The sequence below is a fragment of the Methanosarcina sp. KYL-1 genome (assembly GCF_024372725.1).
Lineage (GTDB): Archaea > Halobacteriota > Methanosarcinia > Methanosarcinales > Methanosarcinaceae > Methanosarcina.
The window spans coordinates 130,215-150,273 of record NZ_VOUA01000004.1 but is presented as its reverse complement, the minus strand read 5'-3'; the positions used below and the strand labels follow the sequence as shown (position 1 = coordinate 150,273).

Below are 20,059 nucleotides of genomic sequence, written 5' to 3'. Positions count from 1 at the left end.
GGCAATGATCTATATGTTTGCTATACTATGTTTACTCTACTACATTTGATCTCTATATTTGATCTCTATATTTGATCTCTACGTTTGATCTGCTACGTTTAATCTGCTATGTTTGATCTACTATGTTTAATCTGCTAGTTCTGGTTTAGGTTCCAACTTATGTTCCAACTTATTTTACGGTTTATGTTACGGTTTATGTTACGGGTATTTTTACATCGCAATAGAATTAATTTTTTCCTGTTAGATGGGCGGAAAACAAATGAATAAAAATATTAATACGGAGAAGGGAGATAACTGGGAGATTCTTATGCCCGCAAAAAAGAAAATACTCGTAACCGGCGGGGCCGGCTTTATAGGGAGCAACCTGGTCGACCGCCTGATGGAAAGGGGAAACCGGGTCGTGGTTTTTGACAACCTCAGTTCCGGACACACGGAATTTATAGAGCAGCACTTTGAAAACCCGGACTTTACGCTCATCGAGGGGGACGTCCTGGACACCGGGGCCATAGAGAAGGCCTGCCAGGGCACCGATTTTGTCTATCATGTGGCCGCAAACCCTGACGTCAAGCTGGGAGCTTCGGACACGAAAGTCCATTTCGACCAGAACATAACCGCGACCTACAACCTCCTGGAAGCCATGCGGAAAACCGGGACCGGAAAAATTGCTTTCACCTCAACCTCCACGGTGTACGGGGAAGCAAAAATAATGCCCACCCCGGAGGACTACGGCCCCCTGATCCCGATCTCCCTTTACGGCGCCTCCAAACTCGCCTGTGAGGCCCTGATAACTTCTTACTCCCATACCTTTGACATGCAGGCCTGGGTCTTCCGCTTTGCAAACATAGTCGGCCCCCGCTCCACCCACGGGATAACCGTGGACTTCATCCGGAAACTCCGGGAAAAACCGGAGCAGCTTGAAATCCTGGGGGACGGCAAGCAGGAGAAGTCCTACCTGCACGTCTCGGAATGCGTGGACGCAATCCTCTTTGCCGTGGAAAACAGCCCTGAGGAGGTCAACATCTTCAATATCGGTTCGGAAGACACCATCAGCGCCACAGGGATAGGAAAGATCGTTGTTGAGGAGATGGGACTTTCAGGAGTGAAGTTTACGTATACGGGCGGAAGCCGGGGCTGGAAAGGGGACGTGCCCAGGATGAGGCTGGGGATTGAAAAGTTAAAGGCACTTGGCTGGGAACCTGAGTATTCCTCAGAGAGGAGTGTAAGGGAGACGGCAAGAGCCCTTCTGGACCTGGAGAAAAACCCGAAGGTGGACTAAAAGCCCAAAGCCCCAGGCATGCCAAAAAAGCCGGAGAAATTCCGCCAAGAAGAAAAGAACACAGGAAAAGCGGACCTGTTTATACAATTTACAGTGAATGAAAAATTTAGTTAAAAATTCCTGCAAAATAAAGCTTCCTGAAAAGTAAATCCCAAAAAACCCGAAAAACAAAAACCCGAAAAACAAAAACCCGAAAAACAAAAACCCGAAAAAACAAAAACCCGAAAAAACAAAAACCCGAAAAAAACAAAAACCCGAAAAAAACGAGGTCCCATGAATACCGCCCGGAAAGCAGCTAAAAACGCAGGAATCCTTTTTTTCTCCCAGCTTATGACTTACCCGCTGGGTTTCTTATACATCGTGTATACTGCGAGGTACCTGGGAACGGAAGAGTTCGGGGTCCTTTCGTTTGCCCTGGCTTTTGCTGCGATTTTCAAGATCCTTGTGGATATGGGCTTCGACGGCCTGGGTGTAAGAGAGATTGCCAGGGACAGGGAGCTTGCGGGAAAGTACCTGGGAAACGTCATCCCTGTAAAGATCGTGCTGGGCATAAGCTGTTTTGCCCTGATCGTCCTTTCCGTAAAGCTTCTGGGGTACCCGGAAGAGACTGCCAGGGCCGTGTACCTGGTCTCTGCAGGAGTGCTTTTTACTTCATTTACCGAGATGTTCAACGCCATTTTCCGAGCTTTTGAAAGAATGGGACCGATCTCCGTCGGACTGGTTACAAATAAGGTGACCCTGCTTTCCCTGACCCTGCTTGCAATTTCCATGGGCTTAGGGCTTGAGGCGATTTCGGCAATTTATTTAGTGGCAAGCGGGCTTGCCTTTGCATACGCCCTCTTTACCTGCACCCGGAAATACGTGCTCCCGGCAATCGAGATCGACCGGGTTTTCTTAAAGGAGACACTGAAAAAATCCCTCCCCTTCTTCCTCTCCGCAGCCGTAAACATAATCGCCTTCAAAATAGACATGGTCATGCTCTCCATGCTCAAAGGCGATGCCGCGGTCGGCTATTATTCCGCAGCCTACAGGCTGATCGAAGCCCTGCACGTAGTCCCGGTATCCCTAGCAGGCTCCCTCTACCCGGTCTTTTCCACGTTCCACGTCTCTTCAAAAGAGGCCCTGAACTCTGCATACGAAATCTCCTTCAAGCTCCTTTTAATAGCAGGCCTCCCTATAGCAATCGGCACCACCCTACTTGCCGACCGGATAGTCCCGCTTATGTACGGAAGCGAATTCGCCCCTTCAATTCCTGCCCTCAAAATCCTGATCTGGACAATCCCCCCGATCTTTCTTTCCTACATTATCGGGACCCTTTTCTCCTCCATAAACCGGCAGGTCCTCTCCCTGAAAATTAACACCTTCACGACAGCCCTTAACATCGTCGCAAACCTCCTCCTTATCCCCGGGTACGGCTTTTTAGGGGCAGCCTTTGCCACGGTGCTGACCTACACCACATCCTTCACCCTGGGCTTTTATTTCACTTCCAGGCTGACCTGCAAAATTCCCCTTACCGGTTTTGCCCTTAAACTCCTGGCAGCAAATGTGGGGATGGCACTTTTCGTTCTCAGCCTCCCGGGGGCAAATCTCATTTTGCTTATAGCGGGCTCGGCAGCCGTATACCTCGGGGTGCTGAACGTGTTCGGGGTTGTGTCGAAAAAGGACTATGAAATGTTATTCCGGCGGGAAGATGAGATGCAAGGACCATCCATGGATGCCGTGTAAGAACCACTCACGGATGCCGCATGCGGACCTCTTTTTTCAAGAACAGCTCAGGACCAGAACCGCAAGCTCGAACAGGAAAACCGGCACCGCGATATGATAAAACGGCTTCCATTCTCCCCCGCCCCTCAAGATCACCACAAGCAGCCCGAGCCCGAGCTTCAACCGGTTTACATAACCACCGGCTGCCCCGGGACTGCCCCCGGATCCCATTATTTGTATCCGGAGCCCTGCTCTTTCCGCATCCCCGAGGATTTCGCGGCCTGGGCCCGGGCCCGAGCCGCAGGACTCAAACCTGAAGAGGCCTGCCGCAGATGCTGAGAAAGCCCAGAAACCACTATGTCTTTCCCCGATTTTGAGCCCGATGTTGGAGCCCGGCCACCTGCTCCCAATAACCAGGTCAGCCGCCCCCTCAAGGACAGGCGCAGCCAGGTCAGGGATTACGGCAGGGTCGTGCCGCCAATCCGCATCGAACGCAACGACCACTCCCTCCCCTTCAAGGGCATCCACTGCAGCCTCAAACCCCATTTTCCAGGCATCAAGCGCCCCCACCCTGCCAGACCCCCTGAGCACCACAGCCCCCGCCCTTTCTGCGATCTCCGCAGTCCAGTCAAAACTCCCGGCATCCACAACAATCACCAGCCCCGCATATTTTTTCGCAAGCAAGACAAGGCTCCCGATGTAAAACTCCCTGTTATAAGCCGGAATAACCACCGCTATCCTGCAAGAACCCCGGTCCACGCACTCCCCCCCGTATACAAACAAAGTAAGAAATTCAGAGATATCAGAGATATATGAGATTCAGACATAAAGTAAGAAACTCAGATACATTGGAAAATGAGGTTAACGAAGAAATAGTCTTAAGAAAGATTGTTTCTGAAAAATGTTCAGCAAAAGTTCATAAAAAATGTTACCCAGGGGCGAAAAACTCCGCAGGAACAAAAAGTTCCCTCCCCCGGAAAAACCTGAATCAAAAACACGAAAACAAAAAAACTACCCTTGAATTTTATACCAAAGCAGTCATATACCAATTTTAAGGAAAAAGCCGGCTGCCTTCGGCACCCTGTGAGAGCCCTGGTACCTGAAAAAGAAAAGGAAAAAAGGTTTTCCGGGGAGAAAAAATTGGCTGATCCAGCCGAACTGCTATTTGGAAATGAGAGCAAATGCATAATTTCAAAACTCATTTTTTATATTTCACCTGTCGGTGGTATACTCTCCGAACTCCCCCAACATAACCTTAGCCGAATCACGCCCAACTCCCCCAACATAACCTTAGCCGAATCACGCCCAACTCCCACGACAACCTTTTCATCCGGTTCGCAGCTCCACGATGAACCGGCAGTTTAAACCCGCTGAGCTCACCCAAACTTACTTCCTTAAAAATTCATAGAAAAAAAGTAGAAACCTGAAAGAAATCCGCCGAAACTTACTGCTCAGCCGGCAAAAAGCCTTCCCTGTTCCCTGACGTTTCCTGAACCTTTGCCAGGCATTCAAGAGTGCAGTAAACCGCCTTTTCTTCCGCATTTTTCAAAACGGAGAATTCGCTGCCGCAGACCGGGCAGATTTTTCTTACATAGTTCATACATATATCACCAGGGCGTAGACTTAATAGTGTGAAAAACTGTACATACTTGTTACTTTAATATATATAAATAAATCGAAACATTTCAAATTTTAATATGCAACGGATAACCGGAGGTTTGTGCTCCTCTTGATGGGAAATAAGTCCTGAGGCTTATATTTTTTGCTCGGGACTCAGGCAACATTTATCTGCACCTGAGGGGTAGCTGATGGAAAGTGGAAACGTTAAAAAAATGAGGGAGAGCGCTGCTTTATTCTGATAACCAAATCACTTAAATAATTATGAAGTGTATCAGGGCAAGATTTTTAGATAGTTGTCAAATTAGCTTTATGAAAATCAAGAGAAAACGCGTGAAAGTTGTGATCATCCTCGGGACCCGGCCAGAGTTTACCAGCATTCATAGAATGTATAAATTCTTGAGAACATTTAAGTTCACTTGATAAGCTAAAAGGTCAAAAAATGTGAATCAAAGTTGCGCTGGCGCACCCCACTGCAAGCAACGGGGTATGTTCGCGCCACCGCTGAAAATTCCGTAAAAGAAGACAATAGACCTGACGCGGTTTAGTTCGAGCAGAAGTTAACAAACAAAAAATGGGTTTGAGAAATCGTATATCATCAACGGTTCTCGGGGAAGTGTCCATCCCCGCAGCAAGCTGCGGGGTATTCGACTGAAATAAAAAATATTAGGAACTAGTTATAAGGAGGCAAAAATATGAAATGTATTATTCTCGCGGGAGGTTCTGGAACCCGCCTTTGGCCACTGAGTCGAGAACTATACCCGAAACAGTTTTTGAAATTTGGCAATCACTCTCTTTTCCAAGACACCGTTCTTCGCTGCCTTGAAATATCAGACATTTCTGGAATTTTTGTAGTTACAAATGAAGCCCAAAAGTTCTTTATTCGAGGTCAGATAGAGGAACTTGGATATGAAATCCCAGAAGAAAATATCCTTATAGAGCCTGATGGAAAAAATACGCTTCCTGCAATAACCTATGGGATGTGGGAGATAAAGAAAAAATATGAAGAAGTAGTAGTAGGAGTCTTCTCATCAGATCATATACTGGACATAGAGGCAATGAAGACGATCGAAGATGCAGAAGAACTGACAAACGAATATCTTGTAACTTTTGGAGTAAGTCCAACTCATCCTCACACAGGTTATGGTTACATCAAAACCAACAAGATTCTCTTGCCAAGGTGTGGAAATAAAGTGTCAGAATTTCGAGAAAAACCAGATGTTGAAACTGCAAAACACTACATTGAAGAAGGCTGTCTCTGGAACAGTGGAATATTCCTTTTTAACACTGAGATTTTCTTTTCCGAACTAAAAAGACATTTTCCTGAAATTTTCAACAAATTTTCAGAAAATGAAGACATACTTGAAATTCCCAAAATCTACCAAAGCCTCCCATCTATTTCAATAGACCATGGGATAATGGAAAAGTCCTCTAGGATTGCAGTAGTCGAACTCACAAAACATTGGAGCGATCTTGGCAACTTTACTGCCATTTATGATGAATTTGAGAAAGATGAATCGGGTAACTGCATAAATGAATGTGACTACATTCTTCTTGGTTCAGAAAAAAACATCGTATACTCAAGACCCAAAAAAATGATCTCCTTAATTGATGTCAAGAACATGGTCATTGTTGACACCCCAGACGCCCTTCTAATCTGCCCAAAAGAAAGTAGTCAAAAAGTAAAAGAAATAGTTTCTGAACTTAAGGCAAGAAATGACGAAAGAGCTAAAATAGGACAAACTGTTTACCGACCTTGGGGGTGGTACACACTGCTTGAAAAATCTGGGAAACATAAAATCAAAAAGATTACAGTTTTCCCTAAACACAGCTTAAGCCTGCAACTCCACTATCATAGAAGCGAACATTGGGTCATCGTGAAAGGTATGGCTTGCGTGCAGGTTAATGAAGAGAAGTTCTTCATTAGACAAGGTGAGAGTACTTTTATCAAAGCTGGCGAAAAGCACAGGCTATCGAATCCAGGAAAAGTTCCACTCGAAATTATTGAAGTGCAGTTAGGCGAATTCGTAGAAGAGGAAGATATTGTAAGATTTGAAGATATATATGGAAGAATATAATAGAAAAATAATTTCAATATTAAAATAAGTCAGTAGTGCATAAAAATTTAGACACTTCTATTGACTCGGTTTTGAAACAATAATTCCAGATTAAAAACACTGAGAAGATTGACAAAAGATTGACACATATTCGAGACCTAGGTTCCATACAGATAGTGTCCCGAATTTACTGTAAAATAACAAATTTCAATAAGTAATGTTGAAGGAAATCCCACTTCAAGAGAACCAAATTTACAGCAAATTCTCGACACTACCCACATAAAGTAAAAGCGTGTTTATTGTTGAATGTATAGGATGCTTTTTTAGAGAGATGTCAAAAGGCATCATAAGACCCATATTCAGCGGATGTCCACAAAAATCATCTAGTTTCTTAAGATGAAAACCGCTTAAATGATCATATCGCTTAAAATGAACTATATTGGACAAATCGGCAACTAAATTCTACTACTGTGTACATCCGTGGAACGTAGGATAAGAAATTATCCAGTAAATACAAATTACCTGCAAAGTGTAGGATAGATTGATGAAAACTCAAAAATTTTATCTTCAATATACAAAGTGAAATCATATTTTATTTTAGGACTTATCCTGTACACTTTGAAAGATAGACAAAATCATACATCATTCATGGCAAATCCAAGAAGATAGATTTTAGCATTAGAAGTGGATGAAAATGATAAACATATCTGTAAAGAAGATCATAAAAAACATAGGATTGATGATGATTTCTAATGTTGTTAGCAGAATGTTTTTGTTTTTTTTTATAATGTATACTGCGCGTTATCTTGGCGCTGAAAATTTTGGAGTTCTCTCATTCGCTATCGCATTTACAGGAATTTTTGGAGTTTTTTGTGACATCGGGATGAATACGTTAACAACTAGAGAAGTTGCAAGGAATGAATCCCTTGCCTTAAAGTATTTTGAGAATATTACTTTGATTAAAGTAATTTTTTCCATAGCAATGGTAGTAATAATTGTCTTAGCATTAAAAGTGTTAACGATACCTAAACAAACATTTGTTGTTGTTCTTATTATTACATTATCCATAATTTTTTCATCATTCACGGGATTATTCAATTCAATATTTCAAGCAGCTGAGAAAATGGAATATATATCTGTAGGGCAAATATTGAATAGTATTTTTATGTTAATAGGCGCCTTATTTGCCATAAAACAAAAGTTAGATGTAGTAAGTTTTGCTTATATATATGTAATCGTAAATGGCATTATTTTAGCATATAGTTCAGTAATTTGTTTTAAAAAATTTTTTATTCCTAGAATTAGAATCGATTTAAAATTTTGGACTTATGTTATAAGATCTGCACTGCCTTTTGGATTATCAAGTCTTTTCATAATAATATACTTCCAAATAGATTCCATAATGCTAGCCCTGATGAAAGACAATAGTGCAGTTGGATTCTATAGTGCAGCATACAAGCTGTTGACAGTATTGATTTTTATCCCAAGTGCAGTGACTTCATCTTTATATCCTGTATTTTCTAAATTACATTTAACTTCAAAAAACTCATTAATAAGATATTATAAAGTATCTTTGAAATTAATGTTGATTATTAGTATTCCTATCTCTATAGGCACAACATTATTAGCAGAAGAAATCATTACATGGATATATGGCAATTCATACATTCAATCGGTCTATGCACTCAAGATTCTGATTTGGGCAACAATTCCAATATTTACCGGACATGTATTTGGAACAATACTGAATTCAATAAATAAACAAGCTTCGCACACCAAAATTACGATATGGGGGACAATCGTCAACCTCGTTTTAAATTTTATATTGATCCCCAAATTTAGCTATATTGGAGCTGGGGTAGCAACAGTGATCACAGAAATGATGGTTCAAACGCTTCTGTACTACAATATTTGCAAATATTTAAGTAAAGTAGAAATGAAAAAAATGGTATTAATTCCATTCATATCTGCAATACCGATGTCTCTATTTATATTGTATTTCAAAAATAGTAATTTATATGCCTTAGTATTTACTTCAATAATTATTTATTTTACTTGTTTATATATAATGAAAGGAATTACTAAAGATGAGGTGAAAATTATTACATCGTTGAAATCCTCATATTAACTTATATATTTAAGCCAGTATTTAATGCAAAAAACAAAATGATTACTCACAAAGTAATATTGCATTATTCACAAAGTAACTATGTCTCACATTTGCTATCTGTATATTAGCACCAAAATAACCTACTTTCGGCAGGTCGACATTAGGAATTAAAATATGTTTCATGATGTCTTTTCAAAATCGCCATCAGCAAAAATTATGAAAAACTAAATGTCAACCTGCCGAAAGAAATAAATAAGGTATTCCAGAGAATGATAGAGGAAGTAACTTATAAAAATAACAAAATGTGAAATTCATGAGATACAAATGGATAGATGCACTTAAAGGATTTGGAATTATATTGGTAATTTTGGGTCATCTTCCTACATTTCCAGAACTCCACACGTACATCTACTCTTTTCATATTCCGTTATTTTTCTTTATTTCGGGATACTTATTCAGCAAAGAAAAATATACGACAGCAAAAAAATATGTAACTTCGAGAATTAGAGGACTAATTTGGCCATATTTTTCATTTACACTTCTTAGCTACATAATTTTTGTCATGACAAGTTATTCTCTTTCTGAGCATAAATTTCTTCTTCCATATGAAGGAGATATTATGAAGACTTTCTATTCTATGTTATATGCAAGTGCCAATTCTACGCATTTTGAGCTGGTAATAATTAATCAGACTTTATGGTTTTTACCTTGTTTATTTATTACATCAATGATTTTTTATCTGTTGTTCAGATTCTTTGGACATTCACCAAAAGCATTCATTTCAGCCACAATTGTGACTTCATTGATTGGGTACTATTTAATCAAGTATTTACCTCGATCTTTACCTTGGTCTGCTGACACCGCATTAAGCGCTGTGACGTTTTACTCCGGCGGGTATCTATTCAGAAATTACTTTGAAGAGAAATTTTTTAATGTAGGAGATTTTGTTGTTGTCAACGCCGATTTAATTTTCCCCTTTTTGGCCGGTTTTAATTTCCCTCTTTTTTGATATAAATTTTACTCAGTTTTTCATGAATTCTTTAGAAATTACTGGTACATATTTCCTGTTTTTATACCCTGTTTCTTCCTCTCTTTCAGCCTGTAACTTTCCCCTCTAATGTTGATCGTCGTTGAATGGTGAAGTATCCTATCAAGTACAGCCGCCGCTATTACATGATCCTTGAATATCTCTCCCCATTCTCCATACGACTTATTTGATGTCAAGATCGTTGAACTCTTTTCATAACGTCTGGAAATCAGCTGAAATAGGCAGTGAGCTCCTTCTTCGTCAAAGGGGAGATATCCTATTTCATCTATTATCAGCACTTTATATTTCATCAAGTCCTTGAGTTTCTTTTCAAGCATCCCTTCTCGATTTGCTATTTTCAACTTCTCAATAAGGTTTCCGGTATTGGTAAAATGAACCGAAATCCCTGCTTTTGCTGCTTCAATCCCAAGAGCTATTGCAAGATGAGACTTTCCAACTCCAGGAGGACCGAGGAAAACAACATTCTCTGAATTATGGACAAATCTCAAGGTTGCAAGGTCTTCGATTACTTTTTTATCAATAGATGACTGAAACTCAAAATCAAATTCCTCAAGATTCTTTTTAACAGGAAAAGCTGCACTTTTCATCCTTCTCTCAATTGCAACAGCTTCTCTGTGCTTCTTTTCCTGTTCAAACAGATAATCAAGGACTTCCATTGTTGTCTTGCTGTCCCTTGCAGCAATTTCAAGGCAGTTGTCAAGGAGCTCTTCAACAGTATTCAGTTTCAGGTACTGCAGGTTGTTGTGAAGCCTCTCGTATGTGAAGTTGTTCATTCAACACCACCTTCGCTAAATGTTTCATAGACATCAAGAGACCTCTTTTCAACTTCAGGACCTGAGAATTTCAACGGAATCTGTGAGCCTTTCTTGCATTTCGAGTTCTCTTTAAGAATCTCACTCAAGAGACCCTGGAAATGTTCCTTTTTCTTTGAAACTCTGCAGTTTCCAGGAAGGATTTCATGTTCACAGATCTTCTCATAATCAACATAGACCTCTAACTTTCCTTCAAAAATCCGAAGTTCTGCAGTTCTTCCTGCAAACCTGTAAGGAACAGAATACTTATTTCCAAGGAACGAAATATAACAGTCTCTGGAGACCTTTCTGGTCTCCTTATGGACAACTTTGTAAGAAGGAAACTGATCCAGAGGTTTCAGTTTTTCCTCCTTGAAGCGGTCAAGAGGGATTTCATGAGTAGTTCCATGGACAGTTGAATTTACCCTTTCCAACCATCTGTGAACTTGGGCGTTCAGGTCTCCGAGAGAGGTAAACCTTCTTCCAAGGAAGAAATCCCTTTTGACGTAACTGACTGTATTTTCAATTTTGCCTTTTGTCTGAGGCCTGTAAGGCCTGCATAACCTGGGAATAAAACCAAAGCATTTGAAGAAATCCTCAAACTGCGAGTTCCATTCAGAATCTGATGATTTCAAGGCTCTTTTGATAACAACCTGTTTCATGTTATCGTAGAGAATCTCCTGTGTAAATCCTTTAAAGTACTCAAAAGCATTAAGATGACACTGGATAAGAGTAGGTGTGTCTATGCTCAGTGTAAATTCAACAAATCTCATCCTGGAATATCCAAGAATCATGTTGAAGCAAAAGAGTTTCTTTACCTTTCCATCAACCTCAACTGTTCCTAACTCTCCCCAGTCAACCTGAGCCTGGACACCTGGTTTTGTTTCATAGCGGAGTACGGCAGGGATTCCCCGCTCAGGTCGGACTTTTTGGACGAAGTCCTTGACTATGGTTATTCCTCCATCAAAACCCATTTCTTTGATTTCCCGATAGAGGCGAGCAGCAGTATAGGGACCTTCTTTGAGTTTTTCAAGAATGTAAGGTTTGAAAGGATCAAGCTTGCTCTTTCTTCCAGGACGTTTCTGGGGTTCAGGCAAGGTTTTAAGCCGAAGATATTTCCTCACAGTTTTCTTGTCAAAACCTGTTTGTCTGGCGATTTCATTGATGCCAAAGCCTCGTGAATACAAATCTCGTATCAATAGCCATTCCTCCGTTTTCAGCATGATTTATGATCCTTGAGCTTTCTCAAGGATTGTAAATGGGGGAATTATAACCCGGCCAAAAGGAGGAATTATTCACCGGCCTTGACAGTTGTAGTTCCTCTTATGCTGATCCCCTTACTGTCCCTAGATGTGACTCATGGCACAGATATGAACACATGGCAATTCAATGAGAACTACTTAAAATTTTATTTTTATTCATTTAGTGGGATACTTTCATATGTATATATATTCAAAAAGATGGAATCTTCAAAAGTGTTGGAGTATTATGGAAAAAACAGCTTAATAGTTTTTAGTTTACATGGCCCAATTTTATGGATTATACATGATTTAATCAAAGTTATTTCTATAATCCAAGGAGTAGATATTCCACAAGAAAATTTTGGTTTTTCAATTTTGAAACTTTTTCTCGTTTTGATTTTAGTACTACCTTTTATTTTGGTCGTCCATTGTTATCTGATTGGTGTTTTGAAACACTTAAATGTTAGAAGGTCTCTCAGCTTCCACTTTGAATCGGTAATCCCTGCTTCTCTTGCTGGCGTATTCTCACATTCAACGCCTCTTTCATCTTTATATCTCAATCCACCATGTTCTCTGCAGAAGTTAAAATGGGTACAGTAGAGCTTCATTTGATTTACTAACCATTTTGCTACTTTAGAGAATCCGATTGTTTTTCTCGATACTCTATTGTTGTCCTGTCTGAAGGTTAGGTTTTGTCTTTCAATTAGGTTTGTTGAGATTGCGCTTTGCTCGATGTCTTTTCCAAATATGACCTTTTTCTCAACCTTCTGTAGCTTTCCTCCCTTTCTCTTTTTGACTACCTGTGCGTACTTCAGATCCTCAGGAGGAACAATCTTTGGATTCTTTGGTCTACCTCTTTTCCCTGTTTTTGGATACTCAACGCGCACTCCATATTGATTCAAGAGGGCTCCTCTGTAAAAGTCCAGCCCATCTGTGACATAAACAGGTATCTCTTCAGAAAGACGATTAGCCGTTAACTTCACTAATTCATCCGCAACATACTGTTTTCTTGGGCCGATGATAAAAGCAATTATTAACCTACTATTTGGTGCAAAAGCTACCCACATCCATGGACCATCATCTTCATATACTTCCATTCTTGGAACTACTTTTTTTCACTATCACCCACATCTCGTCCATTTCTATCCTTGGTACATTCAAATCCTTCATCATAGTGTCATTTACTTTATCACACTGCTCAGTTGCACGGGCTAACCATCGTTTTACGCTAGCTGGATCTACCTCTAAAACCTCTGCAATGGCTTCAATACTCATCCCTTTCATGGACATTTTTAGAGCTAAATCGATGGTATTCTCATCTTTGCGAAGATCATGATAGAAAGTGCCTGTATGGTCACAAAATGCTTTGCCGCAATGATGGCAAATGTATCTTCTTGTTTTTTCCCCACGGCTTATGTATGTTCCATTTCCAGTAACATTCTCTTGACCAGTTTGGCCATAGAGTTCACATTCCTTATTCGGACAGGAAACATTAGTGAATTGCGTTTTTGGACCTCGCTTTCCCATGGGTACCATATATATAACTAATGATATATAATGCCAATCGGATACAAATGGATGACCTTTATTTTTGCATTTAATAAATTCGGTTACAGTGTAGCGAAAGTTCGGGTCGGAAAAATAGATTGATTCTGTATCCTTTTTCCTCCACCATAACAAACAGGATGCAGAATCAATCATAGAATAAAACTTTAGCTACACTGCCAGGCTACCTAAATGATTGCTTCATCTTTTCGCTAATAATGATTCGTATATACGTTCTAGTTTTTCAACATGACTCTCCAAAGTGAAATTTTTATGTAGAAGAGAAATTGCGTTATTTCCAAAGTTTCTTCTCAAATCGTCATTAGATAGTAAATATATTATTCTTTCTGCGATTTGATCAGAATTTTGTGGTTCAACTAGAAAACCACTTTCACCATCTGTAATTAGATCTGGAATACCTCCAATATTGCTACCAATAACTGGCTTACCATAAGCCATTGATTCATAAACTACAAGTGGACTATTTTCCATCCATATAGAGGGTACTACTACTAAAGATGCTGCATTATATGCTTCATGTACTTCATTCTGAGACACAAAACCATGAAAAATAACATTTTCTTCAATTTTTAACCTTTTAACTTGTAACTTTAGCTCTTTTTCTTCAGGCCCACTTCCGATGAGATGTAATTTTGCTGTTGGAAAATTCGTAAGTACATTTGGCATTGCTTGAATCAAATAATAGATACCCTTTTCCGCTTGCAACCTTCCAATCGACAAGATGGAATAATCTTGTTCATCAGACGGTAACTCATTTGGCTTATTTTGTATTTCATAAACTGAAAAATTAGGAAGATTAACGACGTTTTTAAATCCATATAATTCAAGTTTCTCTTTCAAGCATTTACTAGGTGCAATCAATTTGTTAACAGATTTATTTACCAAAAAACATCTGATTCCATATAATACACTTTTCAATAAAAATGCCTTTAACGAGATACAGCCATTTTTTACGCAATCAAAGTTAATTCCACCGCAAACCTTAAAATATTTTTTATCCACATACCAAGAAGTGAAACATACTATTCCAAAATCATGAACTGTTTGAACTACGTTATTATTACGGCAAGCTAACAATACGGAAAAAGGGTACTTATAATTGTGGTGGATGTGAATGATATCGGGTTTAATGGCGTTGATTTGACGTTTCAATGAACAATAAACAGAAGGAGAAAATATGTAAGACTCAATTAATCGGGAGAATCTATTAGAGGGTTCTCTATAAAAAGAATAATAATTCTCGAAGTCAAGACCTGGACTAAAAGAAAAAATGGATACTTCATGTTGCTTTCTTTTTTGGCATTCAGCCAAGCCTTGGATGTATTTTTCAGCGCCTCCGTGCTGAATAAAATCATCGTGTATGTGTAAAATCTTCATATTAATCAACTAAATTTAAGTATATTTCCTTAATAAGTTTGCAGTTATTAATCCAATCATATCTTGTTTGAGCTTTTTTTCTTGCATTGTTGCCAAGCTCTTTTCTTAATTCCGGAGAGTTAATTAACACCTCAATGTAACGAACAAATTCATCAAGAGAGTTTGCTATTAATATATCGTGATTGTGTGATGCATCTAATCCTTCGGCCCCAATTGCAGTAGAAACAATTGCTTTTCCAGAAGCCATATATTCTAATATCTTTATTCTAGTGCCTCCACCACTAACCAAAGGTACAATAGCTATGTCAGCACTAGAAATATACTGATTAAGATTTTCCACAGGTCCCGTTATTATAATGTTTGGATTATCAATTGAAGGAGGATTTTTTCCGACTAACAGGAGTTTCACAAAAGGATATCTTTTATTAATTTGAGGCATTATATTTTTGGAAATAAGTTCTACAGCCTCTTTATTGCTGACATAATCTAAAGTACCATGAAAAATTAGAGTAATTGCATCAAGTGAAAATTCCATTCTCACATTGGGTCCAGAAGGGACATATATGTTACAATCAATAGAATTTGGAACAACTTGAATTTTCTCTTTCGATACACCATTAGAGATCAAGAAATTCTTGTCTACTTCTGAAACAACTATAATTACATTGCTTTTTCTACAATATTTTAATTCAAGTGATTGTAGAATTTTCGTGAATATTTTATTAGCTCCTTGTCTCTCAATTCGTATCCACTCAACATTATGTTCACTGAATACTGAGGGAAGTCCAAAAATTTTACTGATTTTTGCGCAAACACCCATGCCAGAGGGGTGTTCTCCTTGAAGGGCATCAATATTTTCTACTTTTGTTACATAAAATAGCTTCACGAGCATAAAAATGTTATATTCAGATAAAATATGAGATAGTTCATGAGAAGGACCAATCAGACATCCAATACTTTTCCTAAAAATAAACAAGAATATATTGAAAACATAAAAAAGTTTCACATAGGAAGGATACGGAAATTCATTAAGTGCAGCTTTCTCAGCATGATAATAATTATTTCGGTTCCCATCAACAATATAAACATCCACATTGCATTCAGAAAGTTTTTTTGCCATTTCAGTTATTCTATTAACTCCTCCAGAATATTTATCTTGAAGACTATGCGTTGTGCAAATACAAATACTCGGAGAGCTTTTTTTTTTCATAATTTAGACCTCATATTTACAACAAATAAACTTTGCTTTTTCCATTATTATAAAATAAAATTTGATGCGATAAAAACGATTTAATCTTAATCCAAGGAATCTCCACATTAAAACGAATTTTATAATAATCAAGTTTTTCGTCATGTGGTAAAAAGACGTAGTTCGCTCCATTAAAATCTGTATAGGCATGTTCCCAAGATAAAGAACTAGAAAAATTATCGATACTTATAAGGTTTGAACGCCCAGTCGGATTTGAATTATAAAAGCTTGCTTTTTCATCCACGGGAACGACAATGGATTCGTTCATTGAAAATTGAGTGACTTTTTCCATACAAGCCATTTCTTGTATAGAAACTTGAGTTTGTGGACTATTAACATGATCAATGAATCCAAAAAATGTGATAATAATCACAAAAAAATAAAAAATAAAAGTATAGTTCCCATGAATAATTTTAAAATGTTGGGCTGAAATGGAAGCTAGTAAGCAAAGGTATATCCATAAATATTGAGATAATCTCAAACCATAAGATGGAGCTAAGTATCTAAAAAGTATACCGCCAAATCCGATACAAGTTATTATGCAGATCAATGGTATTACAAATTCTTGTTCTTTTTTTGTCAACTTCTTGTAATTAAAGGAAATCCAAATTGCTAACAGTGCAATAATCCATCTAAATAAACTGGATATTTTTTTTATTATGAGAAGCATTTCTGAATTAGGTAATCCCAAATACGCAGGGATATTATAGGCAGCTACTAACTCTTGTCCAGACAAAAAATTATAGAGATTACTTACAGCGTCAGAAAAGATAAAGTAACTTATATAAATGTGATGGGCTAAAATAAATACAAGAAAAATAGCAACTAACCTTACTGCAAGTTTATATAAAGGAAAAATTTTGCTGATAATCAACACACTTAATATGAAAAAAAACGCAAACACGCTAGAGAAAAGATGAACTGTTATTATTGCTGGAATTAATATTAACAGAAGTATTTTCCAATTGACTTCATTTTGATTAGTCAATAGTTTAAAGAAACAAAATCCAATCATTGCAAAGAATAAAAGTCCAATTGTAGCTGGAACTAAGTAATAATAGGAAAATAAAGATCCTGTAGCCAAGTATAAGATACTCCCCAGATTAGTGTTTGAAAAATATTGAGAAATGAAAAAGATACAAATTACTATTAAAAAGGAAATTAAACCAAAATAAATGGGATAAATTTCGAATAAATCCATGTCTGTAACCAAACCTAAAATACAATTTAGGATCAAGTGAGCAGGATAACCGCCATATCCTACATCAGTTAGAGGTATCCCTTTCATTAGTAGTTCAACATCAGTAGTTACAGATAAAATATCTGAAGTTGGTATTGAAGGAAAAATCGAGACTTGTGATAAAAAATAAGGAAACAACAGTATGAGTGGAAAAAATATACTATTACCATTTAAAAAAGTACAGTTAGATCTCTTAGATATTACTGGAACTATGAGATACCCTAAAATAAAAGATTTAGAACTCAGACTAATTGCATTAAGTTCAGTAGAAACTACACCTTCATAATAAAATTTGAAGCAAAAAAAAGTTAAATCAAATAGAAATAAGAGATATGATAGCATAAATAAATTATTATTTAATTTGTTAAACTTCATCAAAACACCTTTGAATATTAAACCTACAGTTATTGATATAGAAATCAAATAAGTTCCTTATATATTCTCGATACTTCATCTCCAATTTTTTGCCAATCATATTTTTCTAAAACTACGTTCCTTCCATTACTCCCAATTGATTTGCATAATTTCTCATTATAGAGAAGTTTTTCAATATTCGCTCCAAAGTCTTCAACCGAGCAAATAATTGAATCCCCATTATTAAGAGTTAACCCTCTTGCTCCTACATCAGTAGTGATAATAGGAAGCCCAGATGAAAGATATTCCAACATTTTAAGGTTTGAGCCACTTCCAGATTTCATCGGGTTTATTGCTATATCAGCAAGTTTATAATAAGGTTCGACTGACTCAACTCTGCCTGTAAAAAGAATATTATTTAATGTGTTGTTGTTATCATAAAGGAATCTTTCACCCACTTTCCCCACAATTAAAAAAACTAAATTATCATCATTTAATTCTTTAGAGATACGAATAATCTCCTCCACTGCTTCATAATTAGGTTGATACGCCCAACCTGTGAACAAAACGATTTTTTTCCCCACAAGATTAAACTTCTGCTTCAATAACTCTTTCTCTTTTTCCGTTGATGGCTTGAATAGAGCAGTATCTACCCCATTAGGAACAACATAAATTTTGCTCTTATCGACATCATAATACTCTATCAATTTATCTTTATCTTCATTAGAAACTGAAAAAATAGCATTTGATTTATCTAAAGCGAAAGCCTCATTTTTTTCCACATATTGTAGAAAATTCTTTGAAAATTTTGATCTTAGGAGTTGATCTTGAAGACATAACTCAACATTATGCTCTACGAAAATAATAGGCGTGGTTGTATTTTTATTTGAAAATGCATATTTAAATTGCCAAGGGTGTTCTACTTGGATTAAATCGCTGGTTTCAAGCCTATCTTTTAAGGATGAAGGATTAATGAATCTTAATATATCGTTAAAAAATACAGGCGGTATTGTCATTTTTGATAAAAGGTGAGTGAAGAATAAAGAAGGAATATTTATAAATCTATATTCTGTATAATTGGGATTAATTTTAGTGACCCATGATTTAGAAGACAATCGAAACTCGTGAGATCTTAACCCTTGAGAAAACAAAAAAATATCATATTCCTTAGACAGTCTCATATTTAAACTGTTTATCCGAATAGATCCTCCATTAGTCGGAGGGAATACCCCAAAAGGAGCAATATCAAGAATTTTTTGTGGATCCATAATAAAATCACCGGCTCGATTAATATTCATCAGGAAATAAACAATTAAATAATTTTTAAGAAAATGATACAATATAATTTAAAGTATCAGTTTCATACAAATGCAAAGAGATTATAATTTGGCATAAAGTTTAATATACTGATCAATCATTTGATCTGAAGAAAAAAGATTTTCGACTCTCCTCCGATTAAATCTGCCCATTTTTAATCTCATATTCTCATCATTTGCCAACAAACGTATAGATTCAACAAACTCTTGTGTACAGTCAACGTTGCATAAGAATCCTCCTTTTCCATCCATAACCAGCTCAGGTAATGATGAACAATCCGTTGTAACAATAGGTTTTCCACATGACATAGCTTCTGCAACAGCCAAGCCAAAACCTTCTAGTCTGGATGGAAATAAAAAAATATCACATAAATTATAAATATTCACTAATTCGTCTTCACTGAGCCTTCCAAGTGTCATTATATTAGTAAAATGATCTTTAAAATTAGAGCGAAGCCCTGAAGTAGTTACTAACAAAAAATCATCACCTAATTCCCTCATAATCTTAGGCAATAAATCTGCACCCTTTCTTATAGATAAGTTCCCTGCAAAAAATAACACCGTTTTGTCGGCATCTACCCCATATTTTTCCTTAATTATTGAAATTGGCCTAAAAACATTAGTATTTACTCCATTATAAATAAGTTTAGAGTCGTAATATTCAAACACCTCCTCTAATTTTTGTTTAGTATATTTACTAACGCAAGTGACTGTATCAGCTACTTGCAGACATTTTTTTTCAGATAGATATACAAATTTATAATATGCTTTTTGTGAGAGAGATGTATATTGAGAGAAAGAAGGATCATGAACCAAATGATGTTCAGTAACAACTAAAGGACCACTTGTTTTAAAATAAGACCCGTATGCAATGTTTGAATGAGTTATATAAAAGTCATAAGAATCTTTTTTTAAAGAGAGAGCTTGCGGAAAAAATGCATAGAATGGAGAAAAATATGAAACTGAGCTATCAATCCCATTTTCTACCAGGCCACTTGATAGATTATTAGCCCATACATCTACGCCAGAACCACCGACTATTTGCTTAAAAATCACTTTCATTGAAATACCCTCTGATGAATAATTTAAATTTATCTTACAAAGACTAAACCA

General features: G+C 37.4%; 17 protein-coding genes and 1 pseudogene. 8 read left to right on the top strand and 10 right to left on the bottom strand.

Going from position 1 to position 20,059, the window contains the following annotated elements; genetic code table 11:
- Window positions 1–307 precede the first annotated feature (307 nt).
- Window positions 308–1,276 carry an NAD-dependent epimerase/dehydratase family protein gene (locus FTO70_RS05435; protein WP_255334692.1) on the top strand — a complete coding sequence of 323 codons (969 nt, stop codon included), beginning with the start codon at window positions 308–310 and terminating at the stop codon, window positions 1,274–1,276.
- A 273-nt stretch (window positions 1,277–1,549) separates the two neighbouring features.
- Entirely contained in the window at window positions 1,550–3,001 is a 1,452-nt protein-coding gene (locus tag FTO70_RS05430; RefSeq protein WP_255334691.1) for a flippase, read from the top strand.
- Window positions 3,002–3,037: 36 nt separating this feature from the next.
- On the opposite strand, the gene FTO70_RS05425 is transcribed toward FTO70_RS05430, so the two are convergent.
- Window positions 3,038–3,739: a glycosyltransferase gene (locus FTO70_RS05425; RefSeq protein ID WP_255334690.1), complete on the bottom strand. Its 702-nt coding sequence runs from the start codon at window positions 3,737–3,739 to the stop codon at window positions 3,038–3,040.
- A gap of 53 nt (window positions 3,740–3,792) precedes the next feature.
- Between FTO70_RS05425 and FTO70_RS05420 the strand changes: the two genes are divergently transcribed.
- Window positions 3,793–4,035: a hypothetical protein gene (locus FTO70_RS05420; protein WP_255334688.1), complete on the top strand. Its 243-nt coding sequence runs from the start codon at window positions 3,793–3,795 to the stop codon at window positions 4,033–4,035.
- Window positions 3,998–4,345, top strand: coding sequence for a hypothetical protein (locus FTO70_RS05415; protein ID WP_255334687.1), 348 nt, complete (start codon window positions 3,998–4,000; stop codon window positions 4,343–4,345). Before FTO70_RS05420 ends, FTO70_RS05415 begins: the two co-directional genes overlap by 38 nt.
- Before the next feature lie 79 nt (window positions 4,346–4,424).
- Here FTO70_RS05415 and FTO70_RS05410 read toward each other — a convergent pair whose 3' ends face one another.
- Window positions 4,425–4,580, bottom strand: a complete 156-nt coding sequence (locus FTO70_RS05410) for a hypothetical protein (RefSeq protein ID WP_255334686.1) — start codon at window positions 4,578–4,580, stop codon at window positions 4,425–4,427.
- Window positions 4,581–5,292: 712 nt separating this feature from the next.
- On the opposite strand from FTO70_RS05410, the gene FTO70_RS05405 reads away from it, so the two are divergent.
- The 3 genes from FTO70_RS05405 to FTO70_RS05395 all read left to right on the top strand — a co-directional run bounded on the left by FTO70_RS05405 (window position 5,293) and on the right by FTO70_RS05395 (window position 9,773).
- The gene (locus FTO70_RS05405; protein ID WP_255334685.1) at window positions 5,293–6,675 is read left to right on the top strand and encodes a mannose-1-phosphate guanylyltransferase/mannose-6-phosphate isomerase; all 1,383 of its coding nucleotides are present in this window, start codon (window positions 5,293–5,295) and stop codon (window positions 6,673–6,675) included.
- A 667-nt stretch (window positions 6,676–7,342) separates the two neighbouring features.
- Window positions 7,343–8,782, top strand: a complete 1,440-nt coding sequence (locus FTO70_RS05400; RefSeq protein WP_255334684.1) for a flippase — start codon at window positions 7,343–7,345, stop codon at window positions 8,780–8,782.
- Between the two features lie 295 nt (window positions 8,783–9,077).
- A complete protein-coding gene (locus FTO70_RS05395) occupies window positions 9,078–9,773 on the top strand; it encodes an acyltransferase family protein (protein ID WP_255334683.1) in 696 nt (231 codons plus the stop codon).
- 38 nt (window positions 9,774–9,811) lie between these two features.
- Here the strand turns inward: FTO70_RS05395 and istB are convergent, their stop codons facing one another.
- Both istB and istA read right to left on the bottom strand, forming a co-directional pair.
- Window positions 9,812–10,585, bottom strand: a complete 774-nt coding sequence (istB, locus tag FTO70_RS05390; protein ID WP_255334681.1) for an IS21-like element ISMac3 family helper ATPase IstB — start codon at window positions 10,583–10,585, stop codon at window positions 9,812–9,814.
- Window positions 10,582–11,826 carry an IS21 family transposase gene (istA, locus tag FTO70_RS05385; RefSeq protein ID WP_255334680.1) on the bottom strand — a complete coding sequence of 415 codons (1,245 nt, stop codon included), beginning with the start codon at window positions 11,824–11,826 and terminating at the stop codon, window positions 10,582–10,584. Before istA ends, istB begins: the two co-directional genes overlap by 4 nt.
- A 12-nt stretch (window positions 11,827–11,838) precedes the next feature.
- Here istA and FTO70_RS18010 point away from each other — a divergent pair.
- Window positions 11,839–12,249: pseudogene (locus FTO70_RS18010) on the top strand (acyltransferase family protein); the annotation flags it as partial.
- A 26-nt stretch (window positions 12,250–12,275) separates the two neighbouring features.
- Here the strand turns inward: FTO70_RS18010 and FTO70_RS05380 are convergent.
- The 6 genes from FTO70_RS05380 to FTO70_RS05355 all read right to left on the bottom strand — a co-directional run bounded on the left by FTO70_RS05380 (window position 12,276) and on the right by FTO70_RS05355 (window position 20,008).
- Window positions 12,276–13,371, bottom strand: a protein-coding gene (locus FTO70_RS05380) for an IS1 family transposase (protein ID WP_255334679.1) whose coding sequence is annotated in 2 segments (ribosomal slippage) — window positions 12,276–12,960 and window positions 12,959–13,371 — 1,098 coding nt in all. Because the reading frame shifts where the segments join, the coding sequence is not laid out codon by codon here.
- Window positions 13,372–13,590: 219 nt separating this feature from the next.
- Complete coding sequence (locus FTO70_RS05375) at window positions 13,591–14,787, bottom strand: glycosyltransferase family 4 protein (RefSeq protein ID WP_255334678.1); 1,197 nt, start codon at window positions 14,785–14,787, stop codon at window positions 13,591–13,593.
- Between the two features lies 1 nt (window position 14,788).
- On the bottom strand, window positions 14,789–15,997 hold the full coding sequence (locus tag FTO70_RS05370; RefSeq protein WP_255334677.1) for a glycosyltransferase family 4 protein: 1,209 nt from the start codon (window positions 15,995–15,997) through the stop codon (window positions 14,789–14,791).
- Window positions 15,998–16,013: 16 nt separating this feature from the next.
- Window positions 16,014–17,651 carry a hypothetical protein gene (locus tag FTO70_RS05365; protein ID WP_255334676.1) on the bottom strand — a complete coding sequence of 546 codons (1,638 nt, stop codon included), beginning with the start codon at window positions 17,649–17,651 and terminating at the stop codon, window positions 16,014–16,016.
- A gap of 44 nt (window positions 17,652–17,695) precedes the next feature.
- Window positions 17,696–18,928 carry a glycosyltransferase family 4 protein gene (locus tag FTO70_RS05360; RefSeq protein ID WP_255334675.1) on the bottom strand — a complete coding sequence of 411 codons (1,233 nt, stop codon included), beginning with the start codon at window positions 18,926–18,928 and terminating at the stop codon, window positions 17,696–17,698.
- 81 nt (window positions 18,929–19,009) lie between these two features.
- Complete coding sequence (locus FTO70_RS05355) at window positions 19,010–20,008, bottom strand: glycosyltransferase family 4 protein (protein ID WP_255334674.1); 999 nt, start codon at window positions 20,006–20,008, stop codon at window positions 19,010–19,012.
- Window positions 20,009–20,059 lie beyond the last annotated feature (51 nt).

Bases quoted from the DNA above. Each gene is read 5' to 3' on its own strand.
- FTO70_RS05410 (WP_255334686.1), bottom strand. From the start codon at position 4,580: ATGAACTATGTAAGAAAAATCTGCCCGGTCTGCGGCAGCGAATTCTCC.
- FTO70_RS05400 (WP_255334684.1), top strand. From the start codon at position 7,343: ATGAAAATGATAAACATATCTGTAAAGAAGATCATAAAAAACATAGGA.
- FTO70_RS05365 (WP_255334676.1), bottom strand. From the start codon at position 17,651: ATGAAGTTTAACAAATTAAATAATAATTTATTTATGCTATCATATCTC.
- FTO70_RS05430 (WP_255334691.1), top strand. From the start codon at position 1,550: ATGAATACCGCCCGGAAAGCAGCTAAAAACGCAGGAATCCTTTTTTTC.
- istA (WP_255334680.1), bottom strand. From the start codon at position 11,826: ATGCTGAAAACGGAGGAATGGCTATTGATACGAGATTTGTATTCACGA.
- FTO70_RS05370 (WP_255334677.1), bottom strand. From the start codon at position 15,997: ATGAAAAAAAAAAGCTCTCCGAGTATTTGTATTTGCACAACGCATAGT.
- FTO70_RS05395 (WP_255334683.1), top strand. From the start codon at position 9,078: ATGAGATACAAATGGATAGATGCACTTAAAGGATTTGGAATTATATTG.
- FTO70_RS05360 (WP_255334675.1), bottom strand. From the start codon at position 18,928: ATGAATATTAATCGAGCCGGTGATTTTATTATGGATCCACAAAAAATT.
- FTO70_RS05420 (WP_255334688.1), top strand. From the start codon at position 3,793: ATGAGATTCAGACATAAAGTAAGAAACTCAGATACATTGGAAAATGAG.
- FTO70_RS05375 (WP_255334678.1), bottom strand. From the start codon at position 14,787: ATGAAGATTTTACACATACACGATGATTTTATTCAGCACGGAGGCGCT.
- FTO70_RS05405 (WP_255334685.1), top strand. From the start codon at position 5,293: ATGAAATGTATTATTCTCGCGGGAGGTTCTGGAACCCGCCTTTGGCCA.
- istB (WP_255334681.1), bottom strand. From the start codon at position 10,585: ATGAACAACTTCACATACGAGAGGCTTCACAACAACCTGCAGTACCTG.
- FTO70_RS05435 (WP_255334692.1), top strand. From the start codon at position 308: ATGCCCGCAAAAAAGAAAATACTCGTAACCGGCGGGGCCGGCTTTATA.
- FTO70_RS05355 (WP_255334674.1), bottom strand. From the start codon at position 20,008: ATGAAAGTGATTTTTAAGCAAATAGTCGGTGGTTCTGGCGTAGATGTA.